This is a genomic window from Roseomonas gilardii (assembly GCF_001941945.1).
Taxonomy (GTDB): Bacteria; Pseudomonadota; Alphaproteobacteria; order Acetobacterales; family Acetobacteraceae; genus Roseomonas.
Genome location: NZ_CP015583.1, coordinates 821,012 through 845,205, shown reverse-complemented (window position 1 = coordinate 845,205; position 24,194 = coordinate 821,012). Strand labels below are relative to the sequence as shown.

At 69.0% G+C, this 24,194-nt stretch carries 16 protein-coding genes and 1 tRNA gene; 7 read left to right on the top strand and 10 right to left on the bottom strand.

The genetic code is table 11. The features are described 5' to 3' along the window. Positions 1-555: 555 nt before the first annotated feature. Both RGI145_RS03720 and pip read right to left on the bottom strand, forming a co-directional pair. A tRNA-Arg gene (locus RGI145_RS03720) sits at positions 556-629 on the bottom strand. A gap of 71 nt (positions 630-700) precedes the next feature. Then, positions 701-1,675 carry a prolyl aminopeptidase gene (pip, locus tag RGI145_RS03715; protein WP_075799805.1) on the bottom strand — a complete coding sequence of 325 codons (975 nt, stop codon included), beginning with the start codon at positions 1,673-1,675 and terminating at the stop codon, positions 701-703. Positions 1,676-1,905: 230 nt separating this feature from the next. On the opposite strand from pip, the gene RGI145_RS03710 reads away from it, so the two are divergent. Continuing rightward, positions 1,906-2,676: a hypothetical protein gene (locus tag RGI145_RS03710; protein ID WP_237183195.1), complete on the top strand. Its 771-nt coding sequence runs from the start codon at positions 1,906-1,908 to the stop codon at positions 2,674-2,676. 81 nt (positions 2,677-2,757) lie between these two features. On the opposite strand, the gene RGI145_RS03705 is transcribed toward RGI145_RS03710, so the two are convergent. From RGI145_RS03705 to RGI145_RS03690, 3 genes are all read right to left on the bottom strand, one after another. Beyond that, complete coding sequence (locus RGI145_RS03705; protein WP_075797284.1) at positions 2,758-3,639, bottom strand: alpha/beta fold hydrolase; 882 nt, start codon at positions 3,637-3,639, stop codon at positions 2,758-2,760. A gap of 179 nt (positions 3,640-3,818) precedes the next feature. Then, a complete protein-coding gene (locus RGI145_RS03700; RefSeq protein WP_075797283.1) occupies positions 3,819-4,517 on the bottom strand; it encodes a class I SAM-dependent methyltransferase in 699 nt (232 codons plus the stop codon). A gap of 588 nt (positions 4,518-5,105) precedes the next feature. Next, the gene (locus tag RGI145_RS03690) at positions 5,106-6,842 is read right to left on the bottom strand and encodes a DEAD/DEAH box helicase (protein ID WP_075797281.1); all 1,737 of its coding nucleotides are present in this window, start codon (positions 6,840-6,842) and stop codon (positions 5,106-5,108) included. Positions 6,843-7,277: 435 nt separating this feature from the next. Between RGI145_RS03690 and RGI145_RS03685 the strand changes: the two genes are divergently transcribed. From RGI145_RS03685 to RGI145_RS03675, 3 genes are all read left to right on the top strand, one after another. Next, the gene (locus tag RGI145_RS03685) at positions 7,278-9,302 is read left to right on the top strand and encodes a putative bifunctional diguanylate cyclase/phosphodiesterase (RefSeq protein ID WP_208863922.1); all 2,025 of its coding nucleotides are present in this window, start codon (positions 7,278-7,280) and stop codon (positions 9,300-9,302) included. A gap of 142 nt (positions 9,303-9,444) precedes the next feature. Continuing rightward, complete coding sequence (locus RGI145_RS03680) at positions 9,445-11,274, top strand: ABC-F family ATP-binding cassette domain-containing protein (RefSeq protein ID WP_075799804.1); 1,830 nt, start codon at positions 9,445-9,447, stop codon at positions 11,272-11,274. A gap of 112 nt (positions 11,275-11,386) precedes the next feature. Continuing rightward, the gene (locus RGI145_RS03675; protein ID WP_075797279.1) at positions 11,387-11,590 is read left to right on the top strand and encodes a 4-oxalocrotonate tautomerase; all 204 of its coding nucleotides are present in this window, start codon (positions 11,387-11,389) and stop codon (positions 11,588-11,590) included. A gap of 24 nt (positions 11,591-11,614) precedes the next feature. Here RGI145_RS03675 and RGI145_RS03670 read toward each other — a convergent pair whose 3' ends face one another. The 3 genes from RGI145_RS03670 to RGI145_RS03660 are packed head-to-tail and all read right to left on the bottom strand — an operon-like array spanning position 11,615 to position 16,430. Then, the gene (locus tag RGI145_RS03670) at positions 11,615-13,138 is read right to left on the bottom strand and encodes a SpoVR family protein (RefSeq protein ID WP_075797278.1); all 1,524 of its coding nucleotides are present in this window, start codon (positions 13,136-13,138) and stop codon (positions 11,615-11,617) included. A 20-nt stretch (positions 13,139-13,158) separates the two neighbouring features. Beyond that, complete coding sequence (locus RGI145_RS03665; protein WP_075797277.1) at positions 13,159-14,457, bottom strand: YeaH/YhbH family protein; 1,299 nt, start codon at positions 14,455-14,457, stop codon at positions 13,159-13,161. Positions 14,458-14,483: 26 nt separating this feature from the next. Beyond that, entirely contained in the window at positions 14,484-16,430 is a 1,947-nt protein-coding gene (locus RGI145_RS03660; protein ID WP_075797276.1) for a PrkA family serine protein kinase, read from the bottom strand. A 609-nt stretch (positions 16,431-17,039) separates the two neighbouring features. On the opposite strand from RGI145_RS03660, the gene RGI145_RS03655 reads away from it, so the two are divergent. After that, positions 17,040-18,281 (top strand): aminopeptidase, encoded by a 1,242-nt coding sequence (locus RGI145_RS03655; RefSeq protein WP_075797275.1) that lies wholly within the window; start codon positions 17,040-17,042, stop codon positions 18,279-18,281. A 79-nt stretch (positions 18,282-18,360) separates the two neighbouring features. On the opposite strand, the gene RGI145_RS03650 is transcribed toward RGI145_RS03655, so the two are convergent. After that, positions 18,361-19,269 carry a hypothetical protein gene (locus RGI145_RS03650; RefSeq protein WP_075797274.1) on the bottom strand — a complete coding sequence of 303 codons (909 nt, stop codon included), beginning with the start codon at positions 19,267-19,269 and terminating at the stop codon, positions 18,361-18,363. Between the two features lie 125 nt (positions 19,270-19,394). On the opposite strand from RGI145_RS03650, the gene RGI145_RS03645 reads away from it, so the two are divergent. Together RGI145_RS03645 and RGI145_RS03640 are read left to right on the top strand one after the other, a co-directional pair. Beyond that, positions 19,395-21,038, top strand: coding sequence for a peptide chain release factor 3 (locus tag RGI145_RS03645; RefSeq protein WP_083670359.1), 1,644 nt, complete (start codon positions 19,395-19,397; stop codon positions 21,036-21,038). A gap of 351 nt (positions 21,039-21,389) precedes the next feature. After that, positions 21,390-23,237 carry a carbohydrate-binding domain-containing protein gene (locus RGI145_RS03640; RefSeq protein WP_075797273.1) on the top strand — a complete coding sequence of 616 codons (1,848 nt, stop codon included), beginning with the start codon at positions 21,390-21,392 and terminating at the stop codon, positions 23,235-23,237. On the opposite strand, the gene RGI145_RS03635 is transcribed toward RGI145_RS03640, so the two are convergent. Then, a complete protein-coding gene (locus RGI145_RS03635; protein WP_156878422.1) occupies positions 23,216-24,157 on the bottom strand; it encodes a YihY/virulence factor BrkB family protein in 942 nt (313 codons plus the stop codon). The genes RGI145_RS03640 and RGI145_RS03635 overlap by 22 nt on opposite strands. Positions 24,158-24,194 lie beyond the last annotated feature (37 nt).

The following is a 24,194-nucleotide window of genomic DNA, read 5'->3' as shown; positions in this document are numbered from 1 at the left end:
CCGGCCGCTACACCGGCTGACGGAGGAACGGTTCATCCGCCGTCTTATGTCCCCATGCCGAACCATGGGGGCAGCGTCATTCAGGGTTTCGGCCCCCTAGCGTGTCTGCTTTCCACGCCGCCACAGTCACAAGAGTTTTCTAGCGGAACCATTCCAGCGACACAACCAAAATTTCGAGGCAGAACATATAAAAAATGATACAATATTGCTTTATGAAACGCCATTTCTCCTTTGATGGCCGATACGAACACCAATAGGTTGATTTTTGGTCTCAGTAGTTTCTTGATTTGAAATCGAAACTAAATGCCCAGCCTCCAGGCAGATCGCCGGATGGCGGAACGCCTTGGGGCAGACACATTTCAAAGCCCTGGAACCGGCCCACCAGCGAATGGGCGGGACATCCACCGCGAAAGCCGCTGGTCCGGAAAGCGCCGGATGCACGCTCATGCAGGAGGAAGCCGGAGTGTGGACGAGGAGCCAGGTCGCCGCTTGGCAAACCCGCATCCGACACCCGCACAAAAGCGCTGTTTTTCAATATGTTAGCGAAAGGGGTTATGTCCCCGGCGGGATTCGAACCCACGGCCCCCAGATTAGGAATCTGGTGCTCTATCCTGCTGAGCTACGGAGACGCACAGGCCGCTTAGCACGGCCGGCACCCGCCGGGAACCGCCTGCCTGCACCGCAGGGGGCACACCCCTGCTCAGGAACGCCGGCGGAAACGCTCCACCGCCGAGACCAGGGCCGTCCGCACCCCCGGCTCCAGCGCGGAATGCCCGGCATCCGGCACCAGGGTCAGGCGCGCGCGGGGCCAGGCCTCGGTCAGGGCGAAGGCCGTGGCGGGCGGGCAGACCATGTCATAGCGCCCCTGCACGATCTCGGCCGGGATCGAGGCGATGCGGTCCATCCGCCCCAGCAGGCCCTCGGGCGGCAGGAACAGGTCATGGGCGAAGTAATGCGCCTCGATCCGCGCCAGGCCCAGGGCGGAACGGTCCTGCGCGAAGCTCGCGACCAGCTCCGGCGAGGGCAGCAGCGTGCTGCACATTCCCTCGAAATTGCTCCAGGACCGCGCGGCGGACAGATGCACCACCGGGTCCGGATCGGTCAGCCGGCGCAGATAGGCGGACAGCAGGTCGTCCCGCTCCTCGGGCGGGACATGCTCGGCAAAGGCTGCCCAGGCATCCGGGAAGATCCGGCGCAGCCCGTAGAGGAACCAGTCCACCTCCTCCCTCCGGCCCAGGAAGACCCCGCGCAGCACGCAGCCCAGCACCCGGTCCGGATGCGCCTGGGCATAGGCGAGCGCCAGGGTCGAACCCCAGGACCCGCCGAACAGCAGCCAGCGCTCGATGCCCAGGAAGCGCCGCAGCGTCTCGATGTCGCGCACCAGATGCGGCGTGGTGTTCTCGCGCAGTTCCCCCAGCGGGCGGGACCGCCCGGCGCCGCGCTGGTCGAAGATCACCACGCGCCAGTGCCCGGGGTCGAAGAAGCGCCGGTGCACCGCCCCTGCCCCCGCCCCCGGCCCGCCATGCAGGAACAGCACCGGCTGGCCCCGGGGATTGCCCACCTGCTCCCAGTACATCACGTGGTTGACCCCGTCCGCCGCGGCGCCCGAGGGGGAGAGCGGCAGCAGGCCGGTCTCGTAGGGGGAGATATCGGGGAAAAGATCGCCGCGGGGCATCGCGCCTTCGGTCACCGGAAACATCAGGGGAGGCCATCATGCACAAGATGGTGCGCTCCCGCCATCTGCCCCCTTCGCCCACGCGCCTCCTGCGCCTAACTTGGTCCGTCATGGCGAGTTCATTCCCCACCCGCGACCCCCGAGGCGGCAACCCGGACAACGATCCGGGCGGCGACCCGCAGCGCCCCGCCCCTGGCCCCACGGGCCCCGGGCGCCCGGGGCCCGGTCGCATGGGAAAGGACGGCCCCTTCCAGCCCGGCGCGGGACGCTCCGGCGGCAAGCCCGGCACGGTGCGCTGCGCGGTCTGCGGCACGGAAAGCCGCCAGCCCCGCGCCGCGGCACCGCCACCGGAACAGGCCCCGGACCTGGATCTGCGCCCCGGGGAACCGCTGCGCTCCACCATGCGCTTCTGGCTGCAGCAATGCCCCCATTGCGGCTATGCGGCGCCCGACATCACGCGGGCCCATCCGGCCGTGGCCCAGGCCGTCGCCGCCGCCCCCTTCCGCGCGCTGGTGAACGAGACGGCGCATCCCCCCCTCGCCCGCCGCTTCCTGGGCTGGGCGCATGTGCTGGAGGAAAGCGGCGCCCTGCACGCCGCCGCCGAGGCAACACTGCAGGCCGCCTGGGTGGCGGATGATGAGGGTCTGCCCGAACTCTCCCGCGCCTGGCGGCTGGAGGCGGTGGCGCTCTGGCGCAGCGGCCCGCCTTTGGCGCCGGAGCAGGCGGTGCGCGTGGTGGACGCCCTGCGCCGGGCCGGCGCCTGGCAGGACGCCGCCCATGCCTGCCGCCTCGCCATCGCAGCAGCCACCGAGACCACGGACGAGGTCCTGGCCCTGGAAACGCGGCTGATCGCCGCCGAGGATGGCGGGCGTCACACCCTGGCCTCCGCCCTGCCGCCCCCCGCGCGCCGCCCCCATATCACCCAGAACGGCCCCTCCACCGCCATCGACCGGACGACCGGATGGTGGAGCCGGATGAGGCGCTTCTTCAGCGGCCGCTGACCCGCCCCTCCCCGCCGTGAGGCCTGCAAACCCGGTCCCGGCGGGAGATCACGCCCCTCCAGGGGCCGGATGCCTCGCCGGTCAGCCGGCGCGGCGGCCGCGGTTGTGGACCACGAAGCCGCGGATGGCATCCACCAGCGCCTCGGGCTCGTCGGCGCGGATCGAATGGCTGCTGTTCTCGAAGATCCGCAGGTCGGAGCCGGGGATCAGCCGGTGGATCTCCTCCGAGAATTCCGGCGCGCAGATCCAGTCGTGCCGCCCGGCCAGGATCAGCGTGGGGGCGGTGATGCGGGCGAGCTCGGGCCGCAGGTCGAAGCTGCGCAGGAAGCCGCCCGGCCGGAAGGCCCGGTTCAACGCCTCGGGCTCGTGCAACGTCCGCATCCGGCCGGCGGCCCCGGCGGCGGGATCGTAGCGGCGCGAATAGCGCGGCCCCATCACCTCGTAGTAGTGCCGGACCTCCTCCACCGTACGGAAGGCGCCGTCCCAGAGCATATCGCAGACGCGGCGCTGCTCCGGCGTGCCGGTCTCCTCGATGATCCGCTGCGCCCGGGGGACGAAACCGCCATGGGAGGCGGTGACCACCAGCACCAGATGCGACACCGCCTCCGGATAGCGCGCCGCATGCGCCTGGGCGACCATGCCGCCATAGCTGGTGCCGATGGACACGACCGGCCCCAGGCCGAGATGCCGCCGCAGCGCCTCCATGTCCTCGACATTCTCGTCGAGGTTCCAGCTCTCCGGGTCCTTCTTGCTGGAACGCCCCTGGCCGCGATGGTCGAAATAGACGAGCTGCATCCGCTCCGAGAGCGGCGTGTAGCCGGGCTTGAAGCCGCTATGGTCCCCGCCCGGGCCGCCATGGATCACCATCGCGACGGGGCGCTCGCGCATCGTGTTGCCATCGGGCACCAGTCCCATGCCTTCCACGTCGAAATAGATCTCGGTTCCACGGATGCTGGCGCGCATGCGGCCTCCTCGCCCGGGCGGCCGGCCGCCCCTACCTGACACGAGCTTAGCCCTCGTTCGGCCCATGCGGGAATCCCCGGCCCGAGCGGCATCACAACCCCCAGGAACGGAACAGGCCCCTCCGACGATGCCGGAGGGGCCTGTTCCGTGAAGCAGGGCTGATCCCGGGGCGGAGGGGATCAGGCCGCCAGGGCGCGCCGTACCGTGTCGCCGTTGCGGAGCTGGACCAGCGTGAAGAGCCCCGCGGGCGGACAGGGCTCGATTGCCTCGATCTCCGCGGTCTCACGGTCCAGCAGGGCGGAAAGCTCGAAATCCGGATGCCAGCCGAGGACGCGCGACAGCGGGGCCATGGCCCGCTCGACCCACCAGCGGGGCCCGGCCTCGGCCGCGAAATGGTTCACGAAGAGCAGGCGGCCGCCGGGGCGGACGACGCGGCTCATCTCCGCATAAAGCTGCCGCGCATTCGGCACCACGGAGGCGGTGAACATGGCCACCGCCATGTCGAAGGCACCGTCCTGGAAGGCCATCGCCTCCGCGTCCATCTCCAGCAGCCCGTCCACATTGGGCAGGCGCTCGTTGGTCACGCGCTCGGCGGCCTTCTCCAGCATTTCCCGCGACAGGTCGATGCCGGTCACGCGCAGGTCGCGCCGGTAGAGTGGCAGGGCCAGCCCGGTCCCGACGCCGACCTCCAGCACCCGTGCGCCAGGCAGGCGGTTGACCGCCGCCACCGCGCGCTTGCGCCCGAAAGCCGAGACTCCGCCGAAAAGCGCGTCATAGACACCTGCCCAGCGCCGATAGGCATCCCTGACCGACGAAGCATCCAACGCTGCGCGCGGATGGTCCCGGCCCACACTGCTGCGATCCACCGCCGACGACATTCTGGCCCCAAGACTGCTTCAGGAAGGGATGCGCTAGACCACCGGGGGGCGCTGCGCAAGCCATAGGCAACGCAACTGCACGCGCCTCTCCCGCGCGCACCACACAGATGTGTCCTCAGGGTCTCGCCACAGGAGAGGGCGCGGCCTCGCTGCTCCGTTGCAGGGACGCCTCGCCGCCCACGGGCATGGCGGCCTCCTCCCGGGTCGTTCCCCCCTGGGTGGAACCGGGTATCGCCCGGGTGGGAAGCGGCGTGCCAAGGATGCTGGCCACCAGGGCAAGACGGATCGGGTACATATGCATGACGGCCGCCCAACGCAGCGCCAAAGGCCGGGTTTCCTCCCTGGCATACAGGAAAGAACGTTCCTTTTCAGGAACATAAAGGAATGCCCTGCTGGCCTGCCGGACCTTGCGCGTCCCTGCTTCCCCGGGATCAGGCCGCAAGCTGACGGCTGCCATGGGAGCCAACTCCAGCCCGGGGTCCGGGGACCGGCTCCGGTCCCCGGCGGAGAGGGTGTGGGAGAGGCAGCGCCTCTCCCACTGCGCCGGTCACCAGCCGTCCGAAGGAAGGCCCCTACCGGAGCGGCAATTCAGCCCCGCGAATGCCGCGGCGGCCCGGCATGGCGGAAGGACTGGGGACGTCCGTGCCCACCCCCGGGACCGCCACGCGGGCGATCCCGGCCCTGGCCCTCGCGCGGCCCGCTGAAGGACGGCGGGCGCACCGGGCTGCCATGCCCCAGCGGCTCGACCTGGATATGGGCATCCTCGCCCTCCGCCCGGCGCGCGGCGGCGGCGAAGCGGCTGGCGGCGGCGGCGGCCACCTCGAACTGCGTCTCGCGGCCCAGGATGCGGATGCGGCCGATCTCGCCGCGCGTCACATGGCCGCGCCGGCACAGGAAGGGCAGCAGCCAGCGGGGGTCGGCATTCTCGTTGCGCCCGACGCTCGCCCGGAACCAGACGCCCTCCGGCCCGCCCTGGCGCTCCGGCCGCTCGCGCGGGGTACGGTCGTTCGTGTCCGACAGTTCCTCCGGCGCCGGCAGGGGACCGCGAAGGGTGCGGATCAGGGCGGCGGCGACCGCTTCCGGCGAATTCTTCTCCAGCATGCTGCGGGCCAGCGCCAGATCGTCGTCCGCCGCCTCCTCGGCCACCAGCTCGTTGGCCTGGACGGCCAGGCGCTCATTGTCCTTGGCGCGGATCGTCTCGGCGGAAGGCGGCGGCCCCCACTGGGCCTGCACCCGGGCGGCCGTCAGCAGACGCTCTCCGGTGCGGCGGCGGTTATAGGGCACCAGCAGCACGCTGATGCCCTTCCGCCCGGCCCGGCCGGTGCGACCGGAACGGTGGGTCAGGGTCTCGGGGTCGCGCGGCAGCTCGGCATGGATCACCAGCCCCAGGTCGGGCAGGTCGATGCCGCGTGCCGCCACGTCGGTGGCGACGCAGACCCGGGCCCGCCCGTCGCGCAGCGACTGCAGTGCCCGCGTGCGCTCCGACTGCGACAGCTCCCCGGACAGCGCCACGGTGGAGAAGCCGCGCTCGGTCAGGTTGCCATGCAGCCGCGCCACCATGGCGCGGGTGGCGCAGAACACCATGGCGAGGCGCGGGTCCTCGAAGCGCAGGATGTTCACCACCGCGCGCTCGATCTCATGCGGGGCGATGGTGATGGCGCGATGCTCGATGTCGCCATGCCCGGCGCCGTCGCTCTTCACCTCGATGCGCTGCGCGTCCTTCTGGTAGGAACGCGCCAGCGTGGCGATCTCGGGCGGCACGGTGGCCGAGAAGAGCAGGGTCCGGTGGGGGTCCGGCAGGGTGTCGAGGATGGCCTCCAACTCCTCGCGGAAGCCGAGGTCGAGCATCTCGTCCGCCTCGTCCATCACCACGACCTGCAGCGTGTCGGGGCGCAGGTTGCCGCGGTCCAGGTGGTCGCGCAGACGCCCCGGCGTGCCGACCACCACATGGGCGCCGCGCGACAGCTCGCGCCGCTCCGCCACCGGGTCCATGCCGCCGACGCAGGAGACGACCCGGCCGCCGGCGCTGCCATAGAGCCAGGCCAGCTCGGTCTTGACCTGCAGCGCCAGCTCGCGCGTCGGGGCGATCACCAGAGCGAGCGGCGTGCCGGCGGGGGGAAGGCGCTCGGCGGTGCCGAGCAGGTTGCTGGCCATGGCCAGGCCATAGGCCACGGTCTTGCCGGAGCCCGTCTGGGCGGAGACCAGCAGGTCGCGGCCCGCCGTGTCGGCGGCAAGGACGGCGGCCTGCACCGGCGTCGGCTCGGCATAGCCGCGTTCGGCCAGGGCCAGGAGAAGGGGGGCGGGAAGGTCGGAAGGGAAGGGCATGTCGTGCTTTGCTGAACGCGGCGCGCCGGGCGGCGATGCGGTCGGGGTCGAATTTTCACCAGGGCCGACAGGACCGCCGCAGGGCACCGCGCCCGGAGGCGTTGAGCAGACACGGCAGGGCGGAGGCACCGTCCACGGACTGGCCGGATGCATACGGCACCGGCCATGCTGGAGGCTGCCCCGCCTTTCAGGCTCCGGCCAAGCGTCGGGGACGCGCGCGGAAAGGGATCAGGAGGGCGGCAACTACCGAATTGCCTCCGCCGAGTCCAGCGAATTTGGAACAGGGCTGCCCAACGGCACGGCTGAGGCGAAATCCGTGCCAACCCACAACCATTGATTGCATTTCATGGCATTTTAAGCTGGATTCGGCACGATCCAGAGCAAAACCAACCTGAAGTTACAATGCCTGCACGCCCCGACGAAGCACCAGCCCCCTTGGATACCGGGCAGCCTCCCCTGGAGGGCCTGATCCGTCTCGACCAGCTCCGGGCCGTCCGGCGCAGCGTGCTCATCTCGCTTCCCGTCACAATCCTGCTCAGCTTCTCCAACCTGGCGATGGCGAGCTATGGCGGCCAGGGCAGGGCGGGCTTCGTCTGGTTCTGGACCAGCATCGCGGTCAACCTGATGCGCAGCCTGCTTTGCGGCTTCCCGCCCCGCGCGATGCTGCTGGACGGGCGCGAAACCCCCGCCATCCGCCGCTGGTTCCGCGCCATGTGCCTGTTGGCCTGGTGCTCCGGCATGGTCTGGGCGGCGGTGCCCCTGCTCTGCGACGGCTACACGACGCCCCAGGCCCCCTTCTTCCTTGTGGTGGTCTGCGGCATCACCGCGGGCGCCGTGGTGCACGGCACCGCCTATGCCCGCGTGCCGGTCTGCTTCATCACCCCCGCTCTCTTCTCGGTGATCGTCTGCCTCGCCTGGGCCGGGAGCTTCGAGCAGCGGATGCTGGCCGCCACCGTCGCGCTCTATACGGCCGCCCTGGTCCGCAACGCCTGGGAGGGCGAGCGCACCTTCCTCCAGGCCAGCCGCAGCAAGCAGGAGGCCCGGGCCCTGGCCGCCTCCCTCCACGAGGCCCACCGCCAGACCCTCGACATCGCCGAGGACCTGCGCCACCGCGCCACGCACGACATGCTGACCCAGGTGCTGAACCGCGCCGGTTTCCTGCAGGCGCTCGACGACAGCCTGGCCAGGACGGCCGCCAGCCGCAACGCGCCGGCGCCGGAAGACGGGCCGCACTGCCTGATGCTTCTCGACCTCGACGGCTTCAAGTCGGTCAACGACCTCTTCGGCCACAAGGCGGGCGACCTGCTGCTGGCCGAGGTCGCGCAGCGGCTGCGGCGCGCCCTGCCCCGGGGCTATGTGCTCGGCCGGCTCGGCGGTGACGAGTTCGCCGTGCTGGGCCGCCTGTCCCCCGACACCCTGGTCCCGGAACGGGAGGCGGCGGAGCTGGCCACGCGGCTCACGGCGGCGGTGGCGATCCCCTTCACGGTCTGCGATGCCGGGCGGGTCGGGGTGAGCATCGGCGTCTTCTGCGAGCAGCCCCCCGGCACGGCAACGAATGGCGGGGAGATGCTCTCCTGCGCCGACGCCGCCCTCTATGCCGCCAAGCGCAGCGGCCGGAACCGCTTCTGCCTCTTCGACGATGCCCTCCGGCACCAGCGGGAGGTGACGCGCGACATCGAGCGCGACCTGCCCCGCGCCCTGGCCGAGGGCGCGCTGCAGGTCCACTACCAGCCGCTGCTCCGCCGTCCCTGCGGCACCCTGGCCGGGGCGGAGGCGCTGATCCGCTGGAACCACCCCCGTCACGGGCCGATCGACCCGCCCGCCATCATCCTGGCGGCCGCCAGCGCCGGGCAGGCGGAGCCGCTGCTGCGCTTCATCCTGCGGGATGTCTGCGGCATGATCGCCACGCTGCGCCAGATGGGGCATGCGGATGCGGTGGTGAGCATGAACGTCTCGCCGCGCGAGATGACCCAGTTCGGCGTGGCCCGTCTGGTCATGTCCGCCCTGGCGGAATTCGGCCTGCCGCCCGGGATGCTGGAGATCGAGCTGACCGAGGAGGCGATGATGGACCTGCGCATCGCCCAGGCGGGGCTGGACACGCTCGGCCGCGCGGGGGTGCGGATCGCCATCGACGATTTCGGCGTGGGCTTCGCCTCCCTCGGCTCCCTGCAGAAGCTGGAGGTGGACCGGATCAAGATCGACCGCAGCTTCATCTCGGGCATGGTCGGGACGCGCAGCGACCAGGTGCTGGTGCAGGCGGTGCTGAGCCTGGCCCGCTCGCTGGAGATCGAAGTCGTGGCCGAGGGCGTCGAGAACGAGGAGACGCTGCAGATGCTCGACCGCTTCGGATGCCCCATCGTGCAGGGCTACCACCTTTCCCAGCCCCTGCCGCCGGCCGCGCTGCTCGACCGGGTCCGCCAGTGGGATGCCGCCCGCCTCGCCACGCGCGCCCTGCCCTGACGGCGTCCCATCCGGCCATGGCCCCCCGGAGCATGACACCGCCCCGCCCGTGACCGCCGCCCCGGCGGGCATCGCGGACGGGACCGGTACGGCACCGCGCGGCCTCCCCTTCCTGGCCGATCCGCTCTACATGCGGGGCGACATGGCTCCTCCTCCCCTGCTCCTCCTGACCGACATCCGGCAGAATTTCGGCACCACCCCGCTGCTGGCGGGCGCCTCCCTCGGCGTCGGGGCCGGCGAAAGGCTGGCCCTGGTCGGGCGCAACGGCTCGGGGAAGTCCACGCTGCTGAAGATCGCCGCCGGACTGGTGGAGCCCGATGGCGGCACCCGCTTCGTGCAGCCCGGCGCCACCGTGCGCTACCTGCCGCAGGAGCCCGACCTTTCCGGCTTCGCCACCACCCTGGCCTATGTGGAGGCCGGGCTCGGCCCGGGGGACGACCCCTACCGCGCCCGCTACCTGCTGGAGCAGCTCGGCCTCTCGGGTGAGGAAACCCCCGCCGTTCTCTCCGGCGGCGAGGCCCGCCGCGCCGCCCTGGCCCGCGTCCTGGCGCCGCAGCCGGACATCCTGCTGTTGGACGAGCCGACCAACCACCTCGACCTCCCCGCCATCGAATGGCTGGAGGGCGAGCTGCGCTCCATGCGCTCGGCCCTGGTGCTGATCTCGCACGACCGCCGCTTCCTGGAGAACCTGTCCCGCGCCATGGTCTGGCTGGACCGTGGCGTGACCCGGCGGCTGGACCAGGGCTTCGCCCATTTCGAGGCCTGGCGCGACCAGGTGCTGGAGGACGAGGAGCGCGAGGCGCACAAGCTGACCCGCAAGATCGCGCGGGAGGAGGACTGGCTCCGCTACGGCGTCACCGCCCGGCGCAAGCGCAATGTCCGCCGCCTCGGCGAGCTGCACGACCTCCGCAAGAAGCGGCGCGAGCGGGTGGGCGCCCTGGGCAAGGTCAGCATGGCCGCCGCCGAGGCGGGCGGATCGGGCTCCCTGGTCGTCTCGGCGGAGGAGATCACCAAGAGCTATGACGGCCGCACCGTGGTCGCCCCCTTCTCCACCCGCGTGCTGCGCGGCGACCGGGTGGGCATCGTCGGCCCCAACGGCGCCGGCAAGACCACGCTGCTCAACATGCTCACCGGCAACCTTTCGCCGGACAGCGGCGAGATCCGCCTCGGCACCGGGCTGGAGATGGTGAGCCTGGACCAGCGCCGCGCCAGCCTCGATCCCGCCATGACCTTGCAGAAGGCGCTGACCGGCGACGACAGCGACCTCGTCCATGTCGGCGGCGCGGCCCGGCACGTCATCGGCTACATGAAGGACTTCCTCTTCCCGCCGGAACAGGCGCGCACCCCCCTGGGCGTGCTGTCGGGCGGCGAGCGGGGCCGCGTCATGCTCGCCCGTGCCATGGCCCGCCCCAGCAACCTCCTGGTTCTGGACGAGCCGACCAACGACCTGGACCTGGAAACCCTGGACCTGCTCCAGGAGCTGATCGCCGAGTATGCGGGCACGGTCCTGCTGGTCAGCCACGACCGCGACTTCCTCGACCGCTGCACCACCTCGGTCATCGCCTATGAGGGCGAGGGGCGCTGGCAGGAATATGCGGGCGGCTATTCCGACATGGTCGCCCAGCGGGGCCATGGCGTGCAGGCGCGCGGGCAGGCCACGGCCCCGTCACCGGCGCGAAGCGCCACCGCCGGGTCATCCGCCCCCCGGGCGGAGGAAGCCTCCACCGGCCCGCGCAGGCTGAACATGCGGGAGCGGGAGGCGCTGAAGACCCTGCCCGCCCGCATGGACAAGCTGCATGTCGAGATCCGCAAGCTCGGCGAGATCCTGGCCGATCCCGGCCTCTACGCCCGTGACAAGCCGCGCTTCGACAAGGCCAGCGCCATGCTGGCGGAACGGCAGGCGGATCTGGCGAAGGCCGAGGAGGAATGGCTGGAGCTGGAGATGCTGCGCGAGGCCGCCGAAGGGGGCTGACGACCCGCCCGCCGCGCGTCAGAAAAACGGTGGTCCAGGGCTGGCTGGCAGCCGGGAAGCAGTGTCACCTGACGCCGCCGGGCGGGATCAGGCCCGCCCGGACAGGAGAGCCATGCCCATCATCCATATCCATGCCTTCGAGGGCCGCACGGTCGAGCAGAAGCGGCGGCTGGTGGAAGGCATCACCCGCGCCACGGTGGAGGCCTATGCCTGCCCACCGGAAGTGGTGCAGATCGTGATCCACGACACGCCGAGGACCGACATGGCCGTGGCGGGCATCCTGGCCTCGGACCAAGAGGCCGGGAAGAAAGGCTGAGCCGCCCCTTCCCGGAAGCACGGCTCAGACCCGCAGCGGCCCCGCGCTGTGGGTCGCCAGCACCGCATCCGTCATGGCATCCACCTCCACCAGCTTCACCTCATAGCCCCAGAGGCTGGCAAGGTAGCGCAGCGTGGTCTCGGCATCCTTGGCCTGCAACAGCCGCCCCGGCGTGGTCCGGTGCTGCAACATCAGCCGCCGGTCGCCCGCCAGGTCCACATCCACCACCTGCACATCCGCCGTGTTCGCGCCGGGGTCATAGACGCGGGCCAGGGAGCGGCGGATCTCGCGATAGCCATCCTCGTCATGGATGGCATCCACCAGCAGATAGGGCTCCCGCGTGTCGTCATGCAGGCGGAACATGTGGAACTTCCGCATCACCGCCGGGGACAGGAACTGCTGGATGAAGCTCTCGTCGCGGTAGTTCGCCCAGGCATCCCGCAGCGTGCCCATCGGGTCGCCATTGCCGGCGAAATCGGGGAACCACCGCCGGTCCTCGGCGGTCGGCTCGCGGCAGATGCGCTCGATATCCGACATCATCGCATAGCCCAGCGCATAGGGGTTGAAGTCCCCTCCCGCCGGATGGTCGAAGCCAGGCTGGGTGATGACGTTGCTGGTCGAATGCAGCACCTCCAGGAAGGCCGCGTCGTCGATCAGCCCCTTCTCGTGCAGGCGCGTCATGATCCGCTGGTGCACCCAGGTGGCGCAGCCCTCGTTCATCACCTTGCCCTGGGGCTGCGGGTAGAAATACTGGGCGATCAGCCGGACGATACGGATGATCTCCCGCTCCCAACTCTGCAACCGGGGCGAGGTCTTTTCCAGGAAATAGAGGAGGTTCTCCTCCGGCAGGCCGAGCCGCCGCCGCCGCTCCGCCACCAGGTCCACGCCCGGCGCGGCCTTGCCGGTCGGCACGGTCCGCCACAGGTCGTTATAGACCTTCTCATCATACTCGCGCCGTTCGCGCTGCCGCCGCTCCTCGGTCTGCAGATTGAGTTGCCGGGTGCCAGCATGGCGGTGCACCCCATGATGCGACAGCGCATGGGCGGCATCGAGCACCCGCTCCACCGCCGCCACCCCGAACCGGTCCTCGCAGCGTGCCACATAGGACCGGGCGAATTCCAGGTAGTCGAGGATCGAGGACGCCTCGGTCCATTGCCGGAACAGGTAGTTGTTGCGGAAGAAATGGTTGTGGCCGAAGGCGGCATGGGCGATCACCAGCGCCTGCATCGTCGCCGTGTTCCCCTCCATCAGATAGGAGATGCAGGGGTTGGAGTTGATCACCACCTCGTAGGCGAGGCTGGTATAGCCCTTCCGGTAGCTGACCTCGTGCTGCAGGAACCGCTTGCCATAGGACCAGTGCCGGTAGGTCAGCGGCATCCCGTGCGAGGTGTAGATGTCGAGCATCTGCTCGGGCGTGATGATCTCGATCCGATTGGGATAGACCTCCAGCCCCAGCTCCTTCTCGGCGATCTCCTCGATCGCGTCATAGGAACGCCGCAGCGTCGGGAAATCCCAGTCCGTGCCGGTATAGAGAAGCTCGGCTCCCATCGTCGTGCCCTCCCCGCGGCTCAGCCGGCCGGCGCCGTGCGCTTGCCGAACAGGTCACGGAAAACGGGGAAGATATCCTTCCGCTCCCCGACCCGCCGCAGGGCGAGGTTCTCCGCCCGTCCGGCGACCGGGGCATAGCCCCGCCACAGGTCGCTCTCGCCCCGGATCACGGCTCCGGAGACGCCGACCTCGATATAGGCGAAGTACTGCACGATCGGCAGGATGTCCTTCTCCAGCAGCGATACGGTCTTTGGCGTGTCGCCGCTGTAGTTGTCGCCGTCCGAGGCCTGGGCGGCATAGATGTTCCAGGAATCCGCCGGGTAGCGTTCCTTCTGGATGCGGAGCAATTCTTCCAGCGCCGAGGACACCACCGTGCCGCCGGTGCGCGGATCGGTGAAGAAGGTCTTCTCGTCCACCTCCTCCGCCGCCTCGGTGTGCCGGATGAAGACCAGGTCCACCCGCTTGTAGCGCCGCTCCAGGAAGACATGCAGCAACAGGAAGAACCGCTTGGCGAGATCCTTCATGCTCTCGGTCATGGAGCCGGAAACGTCCATCAGGCAGAACATCACCGCCCGCGCGGTCGGTCGCGGCGTCGGGGTGAAGCGGCGGTAGCGCAGGTCCACCGGGTCCACCCAGGCGATCCGCCCCAGCCGCCGCAGCGCCGTCGCCAGTTCCTCGCGCAGCACCGGCAGGCGCTCCGGCGCCTCGCCGCTTTCCTCCAGGCCCGCGATCTCGGCCTCCAGCGCCTGGATCTCGTCCGTCTTGGGGCGCCGCAGCCCGATCCGGCGGGCCATGGACTGGCGCATGGTGCGCGCCATGTCGAGTTGCGAGGGCGACCCGTCCGTGCTGATCCCGGCGCGGGAGGGGGCGACATTCTCCACGTCCACGACCTGGGCCTTCACCAGGTCCGGCAGTTCCAGGTCCTCGAAGAACAGGTCCAGGAACTCGTCCCGGGTCAGCACGAAGCGGAAGTTGTCCTCCGACTGCCCCTGAGCATTGCCCGCGCCCTGTCCCCCACCACCGTCGCCGCCACCGCCCCCGGGCGGCCGCTTGATGCGGTCGCCGACCGAGAACTCCTTGTTGCCGCCCAGCACGATGTCGCGCTGGCCGCTGGTGAAGACGGTGTGGAAGAAGGGCTCGTGCAGGCTGTCGGCGGGGATGGTGACCGCTTCCCCGCCCTTGCCGACCTCGCGCAGCGTCCCGCTGTCCACCGCCTCCCGCACCGCCCGCGTCACGGCGGACCGTGCGCGGGCCAGCACGCGCCGGCGGTTCTCCAGGTTCTTCCCGTGCGGGTTCGGACGTCGGTCGATAATGTCCAAGCGGTGTGCCTCGCTCCCCGGAACCTTCAGGCGGACTGCTTCACGCGCATGTACCACTCGACCAGCCGGCGGACCTGCCGCTCGGTATAGCCGCGCGAGACCATGCGCTCGACGAAGTCGTTGTGCTTCTTCTCCGTGTCGCCATCCTTCTTCGAGCCGAAGCTGATGACGGGAAGCAGGTCCTCGACCTGGCTGAACATCCGCTTCTCGATCACGTCGCGGATCTTCTCATAGGAGGTCCAGGACGGGTTGCGCCCGCCATTGTTGGCCCGAGTCCTCAACGCGAACTTGACCACCTCGTTGCGGAAATCCTTCGGGTTCGCGATGCCCGCCGGCTTCTCGATCTTGGTCAGCTCCCCGTTCAGCAGCTCCCGGTTCAGCATCTGCCCGGTATCGGGGTCCTTGAAGTCCTGGTCCTCGATCCAGGCATCCGCATAGTCGAGATAGCGGTCGAACAGGTTCTGCCCATAGTCGTGGTAGCTCTCCAGATAGGCCTTCTGGATCTCGTTGCCGATGAACTCGGCATAACGGGAGGCGAGCTCGGACTTGATGCTGGTCAGGTAGTTCTGCTCGACCTCGGCGGGGAACTGCTCCCGCTTCACGGTGTTCTCCAGCACGTACATCAGGTGCACCGGATCGGCCGCGACCTCGGTCGGGTCATGGTTGAAGGTGGCCGAGAGCACCTTGTAGGCGAAGCGGGTGGAAATCCCCTCCATCCCCTCGTCCACCCCTGCGGAGTCCTTGTACTCCTGCATGGTCTTCACCTTGGGATCGGTCTCGCGGAGGTTCTCCCCGTCATAGACCCGCATCTTGGTGAAGGGCCGGGAATTGGCATGTGGCTTCAGCCGCGACAGCACGGCGAAGCGGGCCAGCATCTCCAGCGTGTGCGGGGCGCAGGGCGCCTCGGCCAGGGCGGAGGAGGAGATCAGCTTCTCGTAGATCTTCGTCTCCTCGGTGACCCGCAGGCAGTAGGGCACCTTCACCACGTTCACGCGGTCGAGGAAGGCCTCGTTGGTCCGGTTGTTGCGGAAGCTCTGCCACTCCGCCTCGTTGGAATGGGCCAGGATGATCCCGTTGAAGGGGATCGCGCCGATATTCTCCGTGCCGAGATAGTTGCTCTCCTGCGTCGCCGTCAGCAGCGGGTGCAACATCTTGATCGGCGCCTTGAACATCTCGACGAATTCGAGGAGCCCCTGGTTGGCGCGGTTCAGCCCGCCCGAGAAGCCGTAGGCGTCCGGGTCGTTCTGCGAATACATCTCCAGCTTGCGGATATCGACCTTGCCGACCAGGGCGGAGATGTCCTGGTTGTTGTCGTCGCCCGGCTCGGTCTTGGCGACGGCGATCTGCTTCAGGCGGGAGGGGTGCAGCTTCACCACCCGGAACTTCTGCAGGTCGCCGCCGAACTCCTCCAGCCGCTTCAGCGCCCAGGGGCTCGCCAGGCCGTTGAGGTAGCGGCGCGGGATGCCGAACTGCTTTTCCAGGACCGGCGCCATCCGCTCCGGCTCGAAGAGGCCGAGCGGGCTCTCGAAGACCGGGCTGAGGTCGCGCCCGGCCTTGAGCACATAGATGGGCTCCTGCTCCATCAGCGCCTTCAGCCGCTCGCCAAGCGAGGACTTGCCGCCGCCGACGGGGCCGAGCAGGTAGAGGATCTGCTTGCGCTCCTCCAGCCCCTGCGCCGCGTGCCGGAAGAAGGCGACGATGCGCTCGATCGTCTCCTCCATGCCGTAGAACTCGGCAAAGGCCGGATAGACCCGGATGGTGCGGTTCAGGAAGATGCGGCCGAGCCGCGCATCCTTGGCCGTGTCGATCGTCTCAGGCTCGCCGATCGCCTTGAGCATGCGCTCTGCCGGGGAGGCATAGCAGCCCGGGTCGTCGCGGCAGGCTTCGAGGTATTCGGACAGGCTCATCTCGGACTCGCGCCGCTGCTCGCGCAGCGAGGAGTGCAGGGAGAAGATGTCATCGAGCGGAGCCATGGAACCCTCCGGAAAAGAGATGTTGGCGACGGGCGGTGCTCTGGTCAGTCCTTGCGATACGAAACAGCGGTCTGAATTCCGCGCCGCGCGCCGATGCCATAGGAAAATTCTGGGCACGGCTCGGGCAACGGCAAGAGAGCGATACACAACGGTTTCAAAGAAACGCGTCCCCCTGGACTGGGGCGGACACACGGGATCAACTTCGGTTGCCCCGGCCCGTGGCGGGACGTTACAATCCCGCGGGCTTCACCTTGCTTGGATATGGAAGCGTAGGGCAGTCCTGCCAATAGCTTCAACTCCATTCCTCAATGATTGTGGGAAGAGAGTTGCACTGTGCTTTTCCGATCCTGCTGCATTGCCGCGACAGCATGCCATGCCACTGCCGGATTCGCTTCTTTTTTTGGATGACCCGGCGACATCGGACGCCCCCTTCCTGCCCTGGGGATGCCCATGCAATTCGCTTGCCGCGGCGCCGTGCCAACCAGGGCGGATGGCCGGCCCATGGCGGGGACGCCGCCACTTCCGGCGCCTCCGCAAGGCCCGGGGGCCTTGATGGCCGGCGCGAACGGGCCTCTTGATCGGGGCCGCATTCTGATCCGGAGGCTCCCGATGACCCAGACGTCCCTTCCGCTCGACCAGCGCATCGACCGGCTCGCCGAGGTCGCCGTCCGCGTGGGTCTCGGCCTGCGGGAAGGGCAGGAGCTGGTGATGACCGCGCCGCTCGACGCCCTGCCCCTGGTGCGGCGGATCACCGAACATGCCTACAAGGCAGGCGCCTCGCTCGTGACCACGCTGCTGAGCGACGAGGAAATGACCCTCGCCCGCTTCCGCCACGCGCCCGACAGCGCCTTCGATACCGCCCCCGGCTGGCTCTTCGAGGGCATGGGCCGGGCCTTCGCCGGCAACGCCGCCCGCCTCGCCATCACCGGGGAGGACCCGAACCTCCTCTCCGCCCAGGACCCGGAGAAGGTCTCCCGCGCCAACCGCGCCCGCTCGAAGGCCTATCTCCCGGCGCTGGAGCGGATCGTGAACTTCGACATCAACTGGACCATCGCCGCCTTCGCCACCCCCTCATGGGCCCGGGCCATGTTCCCGGAAGAGACGCCGGAGGCCGGAGTGGCGAAGCTCTGGGACGCCATCTTCGCCGCCTCCCGCGTCGATGCCGCCGATCCGGTCGCCGCCTGGGCCGGGCACAATGCCAGCCTCCATGCCCGCACCCGCCTGCTGAACGGCAAGCGCTACGGCGCGCTCCGCTTCCGCGGCCCCGGCACCGACCTGACCGTCGGGCTGGCCGACGGCCATGCCTGGCTGGGGGGTGCCGAGGTCGCCAAGAACGGCATCACCTGCAACCCGAACATTCCCTCCGAGGAGGTCTTCACCACCCCCCATGCGGCGCGGGTGGAGGGCCATGTCCGCTCCACCAAGCCGCTCTCCTATGGCGGCACGCTGATCCGCGACATCGCCGTGCGCTTCGAGGGCGGCCGGATCGTGGAGGCCCAGGCCAGCACCGGGCTGGAGGTGCTGCAGAAGGTGCTCGACACGGACGAGGGCGCCCGCCGCCTCGGCGAGGTGGCGCTGGTGCCCCATTCCTCGCCCATCTCGGCCAGCGGCCTGCTCTTCTTCAACACCCTCTTCGACGAGAACGCCGCCTGCCACATCGCCCTCGGACAGGCCTACAAGACCTGCTTCGAGAACAGCGCCACCCTGACCGACGAGGCCTTCCAGGCCCAGGGCGGCAACAAGAGCCTGATCCATATCGACTGGATGATCGGATCCGGCGAGGTGGATGTGGACGGCATCACCGCCTCCGGCGAGTCCGAGCCGGTGATGCGCCGGGGCGAGTGGGCCTGACCGGACAGGAACCGACCGGACAGGAATCGACCGGACAGGAATCGACCGGAAAGGGCCGGCCCCGCCCGCCCGGGCGGGTTCAGCCCTTCCCGCACCCCTCCGGCAGGGCGCGGAGGGATTTCTCCGCCTCCCCGCCCGCCGCGCTGCCCAGGGCGGCGCGGAGCCCGGCCAGGGCATCGCCCGCCTGCCGCGCCTCCCCGGGCGCCACGGGCAGCTTCAGGGTGAAGGACAGGTCCCCCGCCAGCAGCCGCCCATCCGCCTGCCGGTACCACAGCGACAGCTCCAGCCGGGTCTTGCGCCCGGCGATCCGCAGCGGCCCTGAACGCAGCGCGACCTCGGTGATGGCGGGCCCCGGGCGCAGCGGCGCCTCCCCGGCTTCCGGCAAAGCCTCGGACAGGTTCGCGACCCGCTCCCGCAGGGCGCCGAGCCCGGTGGGCGCGGCGCCGTCCCAGGTGACGGAAAGGGCATAGTCGCTCACCGGCACGAGCCCTCCATCCCCCGCTGCCGAGAGATGGAAGTCGTCCTGCCAGCTCCGCCCGCCGCCCTTCCCTTCCCCCCGGGCCTCCAGCGACAGGCCGGCGATCCGGAACAGGTCCTGGCTGCGCGCCTTCAGCGTGACCTTCTCCGCCGCCCCTCCCTCCTCCCCACCGCGCAGGCGCAGCAGCAGCCCCGCCCGCCAGAGGCGGCAATCGTCCGTGTCCAGGAACCGCACCATCCGCCGACGGCCAGGCCCGAACCCCGGTGCCGTCCCATCCCCCGTCCTGGCCCGGTCCAGCATCCCCCGCAGCCGCCCGGCCAGCGCCGCCGCACCGGAAATCTCCTGCACCCCGAGGGCGGCGATCTCGATGCCCTGCTTGTACTCGCGCGACGCCACCGGAATCTCCAGCGCCACGGCCGGAGCGCCCAGCATGGGCAGGAGAACGAGCGCCAGGGCCGCCGCCCCCCGCCAGCGTGCCCCCAGCCGATCCCCCACCTGTTCCGGACCCATTCCCCGCCTCCTCCTGGCCTGCCGGCAGCGCCGCGCTGGCACGCGGCACCCGGCCTCCCCATCTGGCGTCCAGACGGGCTAGAAGGCCCGCTGAACCTCTGAACATGCTGATAGGGAAGATGCCGATGGACCAGCCCGTCCTTTCCCGGCCGACTGGTCCGGAAACCCATCCCGCCGCCGAGACCGCGGTGGCACGCGAGGCCGCGCGGCGCCGCGCCTTCGCCATCATCGCCCACCCCGACGCCGGCAAGACCACCCTGACCGAGAAGCTGCTGCTGCGCGGCGGTGCCATCCAGCTCGCCGGCCAGGTCCGCGCCAAGGGCGACCGCCGCCGCACCCGCTCGGACTGGATGAAGATCGAGCAGGACCGCGGCATCTCGGTCGCCACCTCGGTCATGACCTTCGAGCGCGACGGCGTGGTCTTCAACCTGCTCGACACGCCGGGCCACGAGGACTTCTCCGAGGATACCTACCGCACCCTCACCGCCGTGGACGCCGCGGTGATGGTGATCGACGCCGCCAAGGGCATCGAGGCCCAGACCCGCAAGCTCTTCGAGGTCTGCCGCCTGCGCGACATCCCGATCATCACCTTCATCAACAAGATGGACCGGGAATCGAAGGATATCTTCGAGCTGCTGGACGAGATCGAGAAGACGCTCGCCCTCGACGTCGCTCCGGTCGCCTGGCCGGTCGGCGCCGGCCGCTCCTTCGTCGGCACCTACGACCTGCTCGACCCGGCCCTGCACCTGATGGCGGAGGGCTCCGGCCCGGTGAAGCTCGCCGGCCTCGGCGACCCGAAGCTCGACACGCTGGTCAGGCCCGACCTGGCCCAGGAGCTCCGCGACGGCGCCGAACTGGCCGGTGCCTATCCGGATTTCGACCCGGCCCGCTTCCTGGAGGGCACGATGACACCGGTCTATTTCGGCTCCGCCCTGCGCGACTTCGGCATCGGCCATCTGCTGGAGGGCCTGGCCCGCTTCGCCCCCCCGCCGCGCGACCGCGCCGCCGACAGCCGCACCGTCACGGCCTCCGAGCCCGAGCTGACCGGCTTCGTCTTCAAGATCCAGGCGAACATGGACCCCAACCACCGGGACCGCGTCGCCTTCCTGCGCATCTGCTCCGGCCGGCTGCAGAAGGGCATGCGCCTGCGCCAGACCCGCACCGGCAAGCAGGTCCCCGTCAACGCCCCCCTCTTCTTCTTCGCCCAGGACCGGCAGGTGGCCGAGGAGGCCTGGCCCGGCGACGTGGTCGGCATCGCCAACCACGGCATCCTGCGAATCGGTGACACCCTGACCGAGCGGGAGGCGCTGAACTTCTCCGGCGTCCCCAGCTTCGCCCCCGAGATCCTGCGCCGGGTGATGATCGAGGACGCCATGGTCGGCAAGAAGCTCCGCACCGCGCTGGAGCAGCTCGCCGAGGAAGGCGTGGTGCAGCTCTTCCGCCCCCTGGACGGTACGCCCCCCGTGGTGGGCGTGGTCGGCGCCCTGCAGCTCGACGTGCTGGCCGAGCGGCTGAAGGCCGAGTACGGCGTCCCCAGCCGCTACGAGAACACGCCCTGGAGCCTGATGCGCTGGGTCGCCTCGGAGGACTCGGCGGCGCTCGAACGCTTCCGCCGCACGATCCCCCATGACGTGGCCGAGGACCATGACGGCGCGCTGGTGGCCTTCTTCAGCAGCGACTGGCGCCGCAACAGGGCGGCGGAGGACTTCCCCGAGCTGCGTTTCCTGGAGGTCCGCGAGCAGCACAGCCTCATGACCAAGGCGGGGTGAATCGCCTTCTGCGCGAGTAAGGATTAATTCACTCGCGCACAAGGTTTGTTAATTATTAGGAATATTAGCCCATAAACTGCTCTTCGCGGGTGCGGAATGTTGCGATCAGTAGCGGGGTTGTGATGGAGTTCTTGTTCACATTCCCCGGCTGTGCCACCCGATCGGCATCATTAGTCGAGGGGTTGATCTGTGAGCATTCGTCCCATTGGTTCAACGGAAAGCTTTCTCGATTCGATCGGGGTCAATACCCATATCAACGACACCAGTGGCGGATACGGGAACATCAGCAAGGTTATTGCTGATCTCGACTATATCGGCGTCTCGCATGTCCGCGATGGACTCAGCGGTTCTTTGTCCACCGAGCTTTTCGAGGTCCTGGCCAACCACGATATTACCTTCTCGCTGCTGACCAGCGGCAGCAATGGCGCCAGCATCAGCAGCCAAGTGGCGGCCATCGCGAAGCTGGAAAGCCTTTACAACGCGATTGACTACGTCGAAGGTCCTAACGAGACGGACTACTTCCCTATCAGCTATAACGGGCTGAGCGGCTTCGCCGCGACCCGGGCCTTCCAGGCCGCCCTCTACTCGGCGGTGCACAGCAACGGCACCCTGGCCAGCACGCCGGTCATCCAGACCAGCCTGGGCGACGGCGCCTCTTACAGCCAGCTCGGCAATCTCTCGTCCTCCGCAGACTACTCCAACATCCACAGCTACTATTTCGGCTGGGGCTTCACCCGCAGCGTGGCCGACCAGGTCCTGGAGCGGGTCGCCGAGGCGCAGACCGTCTCCCCGGGCAAGGACACCATCGCCACCGAGGGCGGCTGGTCCACCGCCACCTATTCCAGCGACGGCTACGGCGTGAACGAGCGGACCCAGGCGGTCCTGACCCTCAACATGCTGCTGGACCAGTACAAGGACGGGGTGGACCGCACCTATATCTACGAGCTGGTGAACTCCGGCACCTATTCCTCGACCAACCTGCAGACCGGCTTCGGGCTGTTCAACGCCGATGGCACGCCCAAGCAGGCCGCCACCGCCCTGCACAACCTGAACAGCATCCTGTCCGACCCGGCCGCGGACACGAAGGGCGTCTCGCTGACCAATCTCGGCTACACCCTCCAGGGCATGCCGACCGAGGGTCAGGACATGCTGCTGCAGAAGAGCTCGGGCAACTACGACCTGGTGCTGTGGAACGAGCCGACCATCTGGAACACGACCACCCACAGCGCCTATTCCATCGCCAGCCAGACGGTCACCATCACCTTCGACAGTGCCCAGTCCGGCACGGTCTACGACCCGCTCCTGGGCAGCACGGCGATCGCCACCTTCTCCAACGCCAAGAGCGTCCAGGTCGCGCTGTCCGACCACCCGCTGGTGGTCGAGGTCGGCACCGCCGCGACCACCACGGTGACCACGGACACCACCACCACCGGGACGAACAAGATCGTCCTGCATGTCTCCGAGGACGCCTACCAGGGCGACGCGCAGTTCGTCGTCCGCGTGGACGACAAGGTGGCGAGCGACGTGCTGACCGCCACGGCCTCCCACGCCGCCGGCCAGACCCAGGACATCACCGTCACCGGCGACTTCGGCAGCGGCACTCACAAGGTCTCGGTCACCTACCTGAACGACCTCAACGGCGGCTCCGCCGGCGACCGGAACCTCTACGTGAACGGCATCACGGTGGACGGCACGTTGTATTCCAGCGCCAAGGCCAACATGACCTACAACTACACGGCCGACTTCAACCTGAACTTCAACGCCTCCAGCACCGCCTCGTCGAGCAGCAGCACCTCCAGCTCGACGGCCAGCACCGCCACGTCCTCCTCCACCAGCAACGTCAGCACGGCCAACGCCAGCAGCACGGACACCATCACGCTGCGGGTGTCGGAGGATGCCTACAAGGGCGATGCCCAGATGGTGGTGAAGGTGGACGGGAAGCAGGTGGGCGACTCGGCCTATACGGTCACCGCCTCGCATGCCGCCGGGAAGACGCAGGACATCACCCTGACCGGCGACTTCACCACCGGCACCCACAAGGTCGAGGTGGCCTTCATCAACGACCTCTATGACGGCAGCGCCAGCGCCGACCGCAACCTGTACCTGCAGGGCATCGACGTGAACGGCACCTTCCATGCCGAGGCGGCCGCCAGCCTCACCTGGAACCACTCGGTCAGCTACGACCTGGCCTTCGCCTGAGGCGGGATGGGGCGGGCCGGGATCATCCCGGCCCCCTCCGCGGGATGGGCGGTGAGCGAAGCCTCGTCGCCCTTCTCCTTCCGCCGGATACGGCTGTTGCCGTAATGGCGGGCATAGCACTTCACGCATTCCGCGCCGAACAGGAAGATCAGCGTGGAATAGTAGATCCAGAGCAGCATCACGAAGAGCGTACCCGCCGCGCCATAGGTGGAGGCGACGCTGGCCTGGCTCAGATACAGGCTGATCCCGAAGCGGCCGAACAGCAGCAGCACGGCGGTCACCACCGCCCCGACCATCACCTCGCGCCAGGTCAGCCAGCGGTTCGGCAGGGTCCGGTACAGGACGCCGATGGCCAGACTCAGCAGCAGGAAGGACACGGCGGTGTTCAGCAGCTGCAGCAGGATCTGCGTCCAGGGCAGCAGGTTCAGATAGACCTGGAAGGCGGACACGACCGTATTGGCCAGCAGCAGTACGATCAGCATGAAGCCGACGCTGATCACCAGCCCCACGCCGAGCAGCCGCGTGCGCACCAGCGCCCAGACCGTGGAACGGGGCGGCGGCACGTCCAGGATGGCGTTCAGCGAGGCTTCGAGAGCGCTGAACAGCCCGCTGGCGGTGACCAGGATGCCGACGAGGCTGATCAGCGTGGCAGTCAGGCCGGAGCCGAAATGGCTGGCGCTGCGCAGCAGGGACAGCACGAATTCCGTCGCCTGCGGCCCCACGATCTCGTTCAGCTGCACCTCGACGGCCTTCTGCGCCGCCTCGGCGCCGAAGACATAGCCCGCGATCGCCACCGCGATCACCAGGATCGGCGCCACCGAGAAGATCGCATAATAAGCGATGGCGGCACCCCGCGTCATCGCGTCGTCCTCGAAGAAAAGAAGGACGCTCTCCTTCAGCACTCGCCACAAACGCCGCAATCCGCCCGTTCCTTGCACTGTCGGGAGCCAACACTCT

Bases quoted from the DNA above. Each gene is read 5' to 3' on its own strand.
- RGI145_RS03710 (WP_237183195.1), top strand. From the start codon at position 1,906: ATGGGAAAGGACGGCCCCTTCCAGCCCGGCGCGGGACGCTCCGGCGGC.
- RGI145_RS03670 (WP_075797278.1), bottom strand. From the start codon at position 13,138: ATGGGAGCCGAGCTTCTCTATACCGGCACGGACTGGGATTTCCCGACG.
- RGI145_RS03655 (WP_075797275.1), top strand. From the start codon at position 17,040: ATGACCCAGACGTCCCTTCCGCTCGACCAGCGCATCGACCGGCTCGCC.
- RGI145_RS03660 (WP_075797276.1), bottom strand. From the start codon at position 16,430: ATGGCTCCGCTCGATGACATCTTCTCCCTGCACTCCTCGCTGCGCGAG.
- RGI145_RS03675 (WP_075797279.1), top strand. From the start codon at position 11,387: ATGCCCATCATCCATATCCATGCCTTCGAGGGCCGCACGGTCGAGCAG.
- RGI145_RS03705 (WP_075797284.1), bottom strand. From the start codon at position 3,639: ATGCGCGCCAGCATCCGTGGAACCGAGATCTATTTCGACGTGGAAGGC.
- RGI145_RS03650 (WP_075797274.1), bottom strand. From the start codon at position 19,269: ATGGGTCCGGAACAGGTGGGGGATCGGCTGGGGGCACGCTGGCGGGGG.
- RGI145_RS03680 (WP_075799804.1), top strand. From the start codon at position 9,445: ATGGCTCCTCCTCCCCTGCTCCTCCTGACCGACATCCGGCAGAATTTC.
- pip (WP_075799805.1), bottom strand. From the start codon at position 1,675: ATGCCCCGCGGCGATCTTTTCCCCGATATCTCCCCCTACGAGACCGGC.
- RGI145_RS03690 (WP_075797281.1), bottom strand. From the start codon at position 6,842: ATGCCCTTCCCTTCCGACCTTCCCGCCCCCCTTCTCCTGGCCCTGGCC.
- RGI145_RS03645 (WP_083670359.1), top strand. From the start codon at position 19,395: ATGGACCAGCCCGTCCTTTCCCGGCCGACTGGTCCGGAAACCCATCCC.
- RGI145_RS03700 (WP_075797283.1), bottom strand. From the start codon at position 4,517: ATGTCGTCGGCGGTGGATCGCAGCAGTGTGGGCCGGGACCATCCGCGC.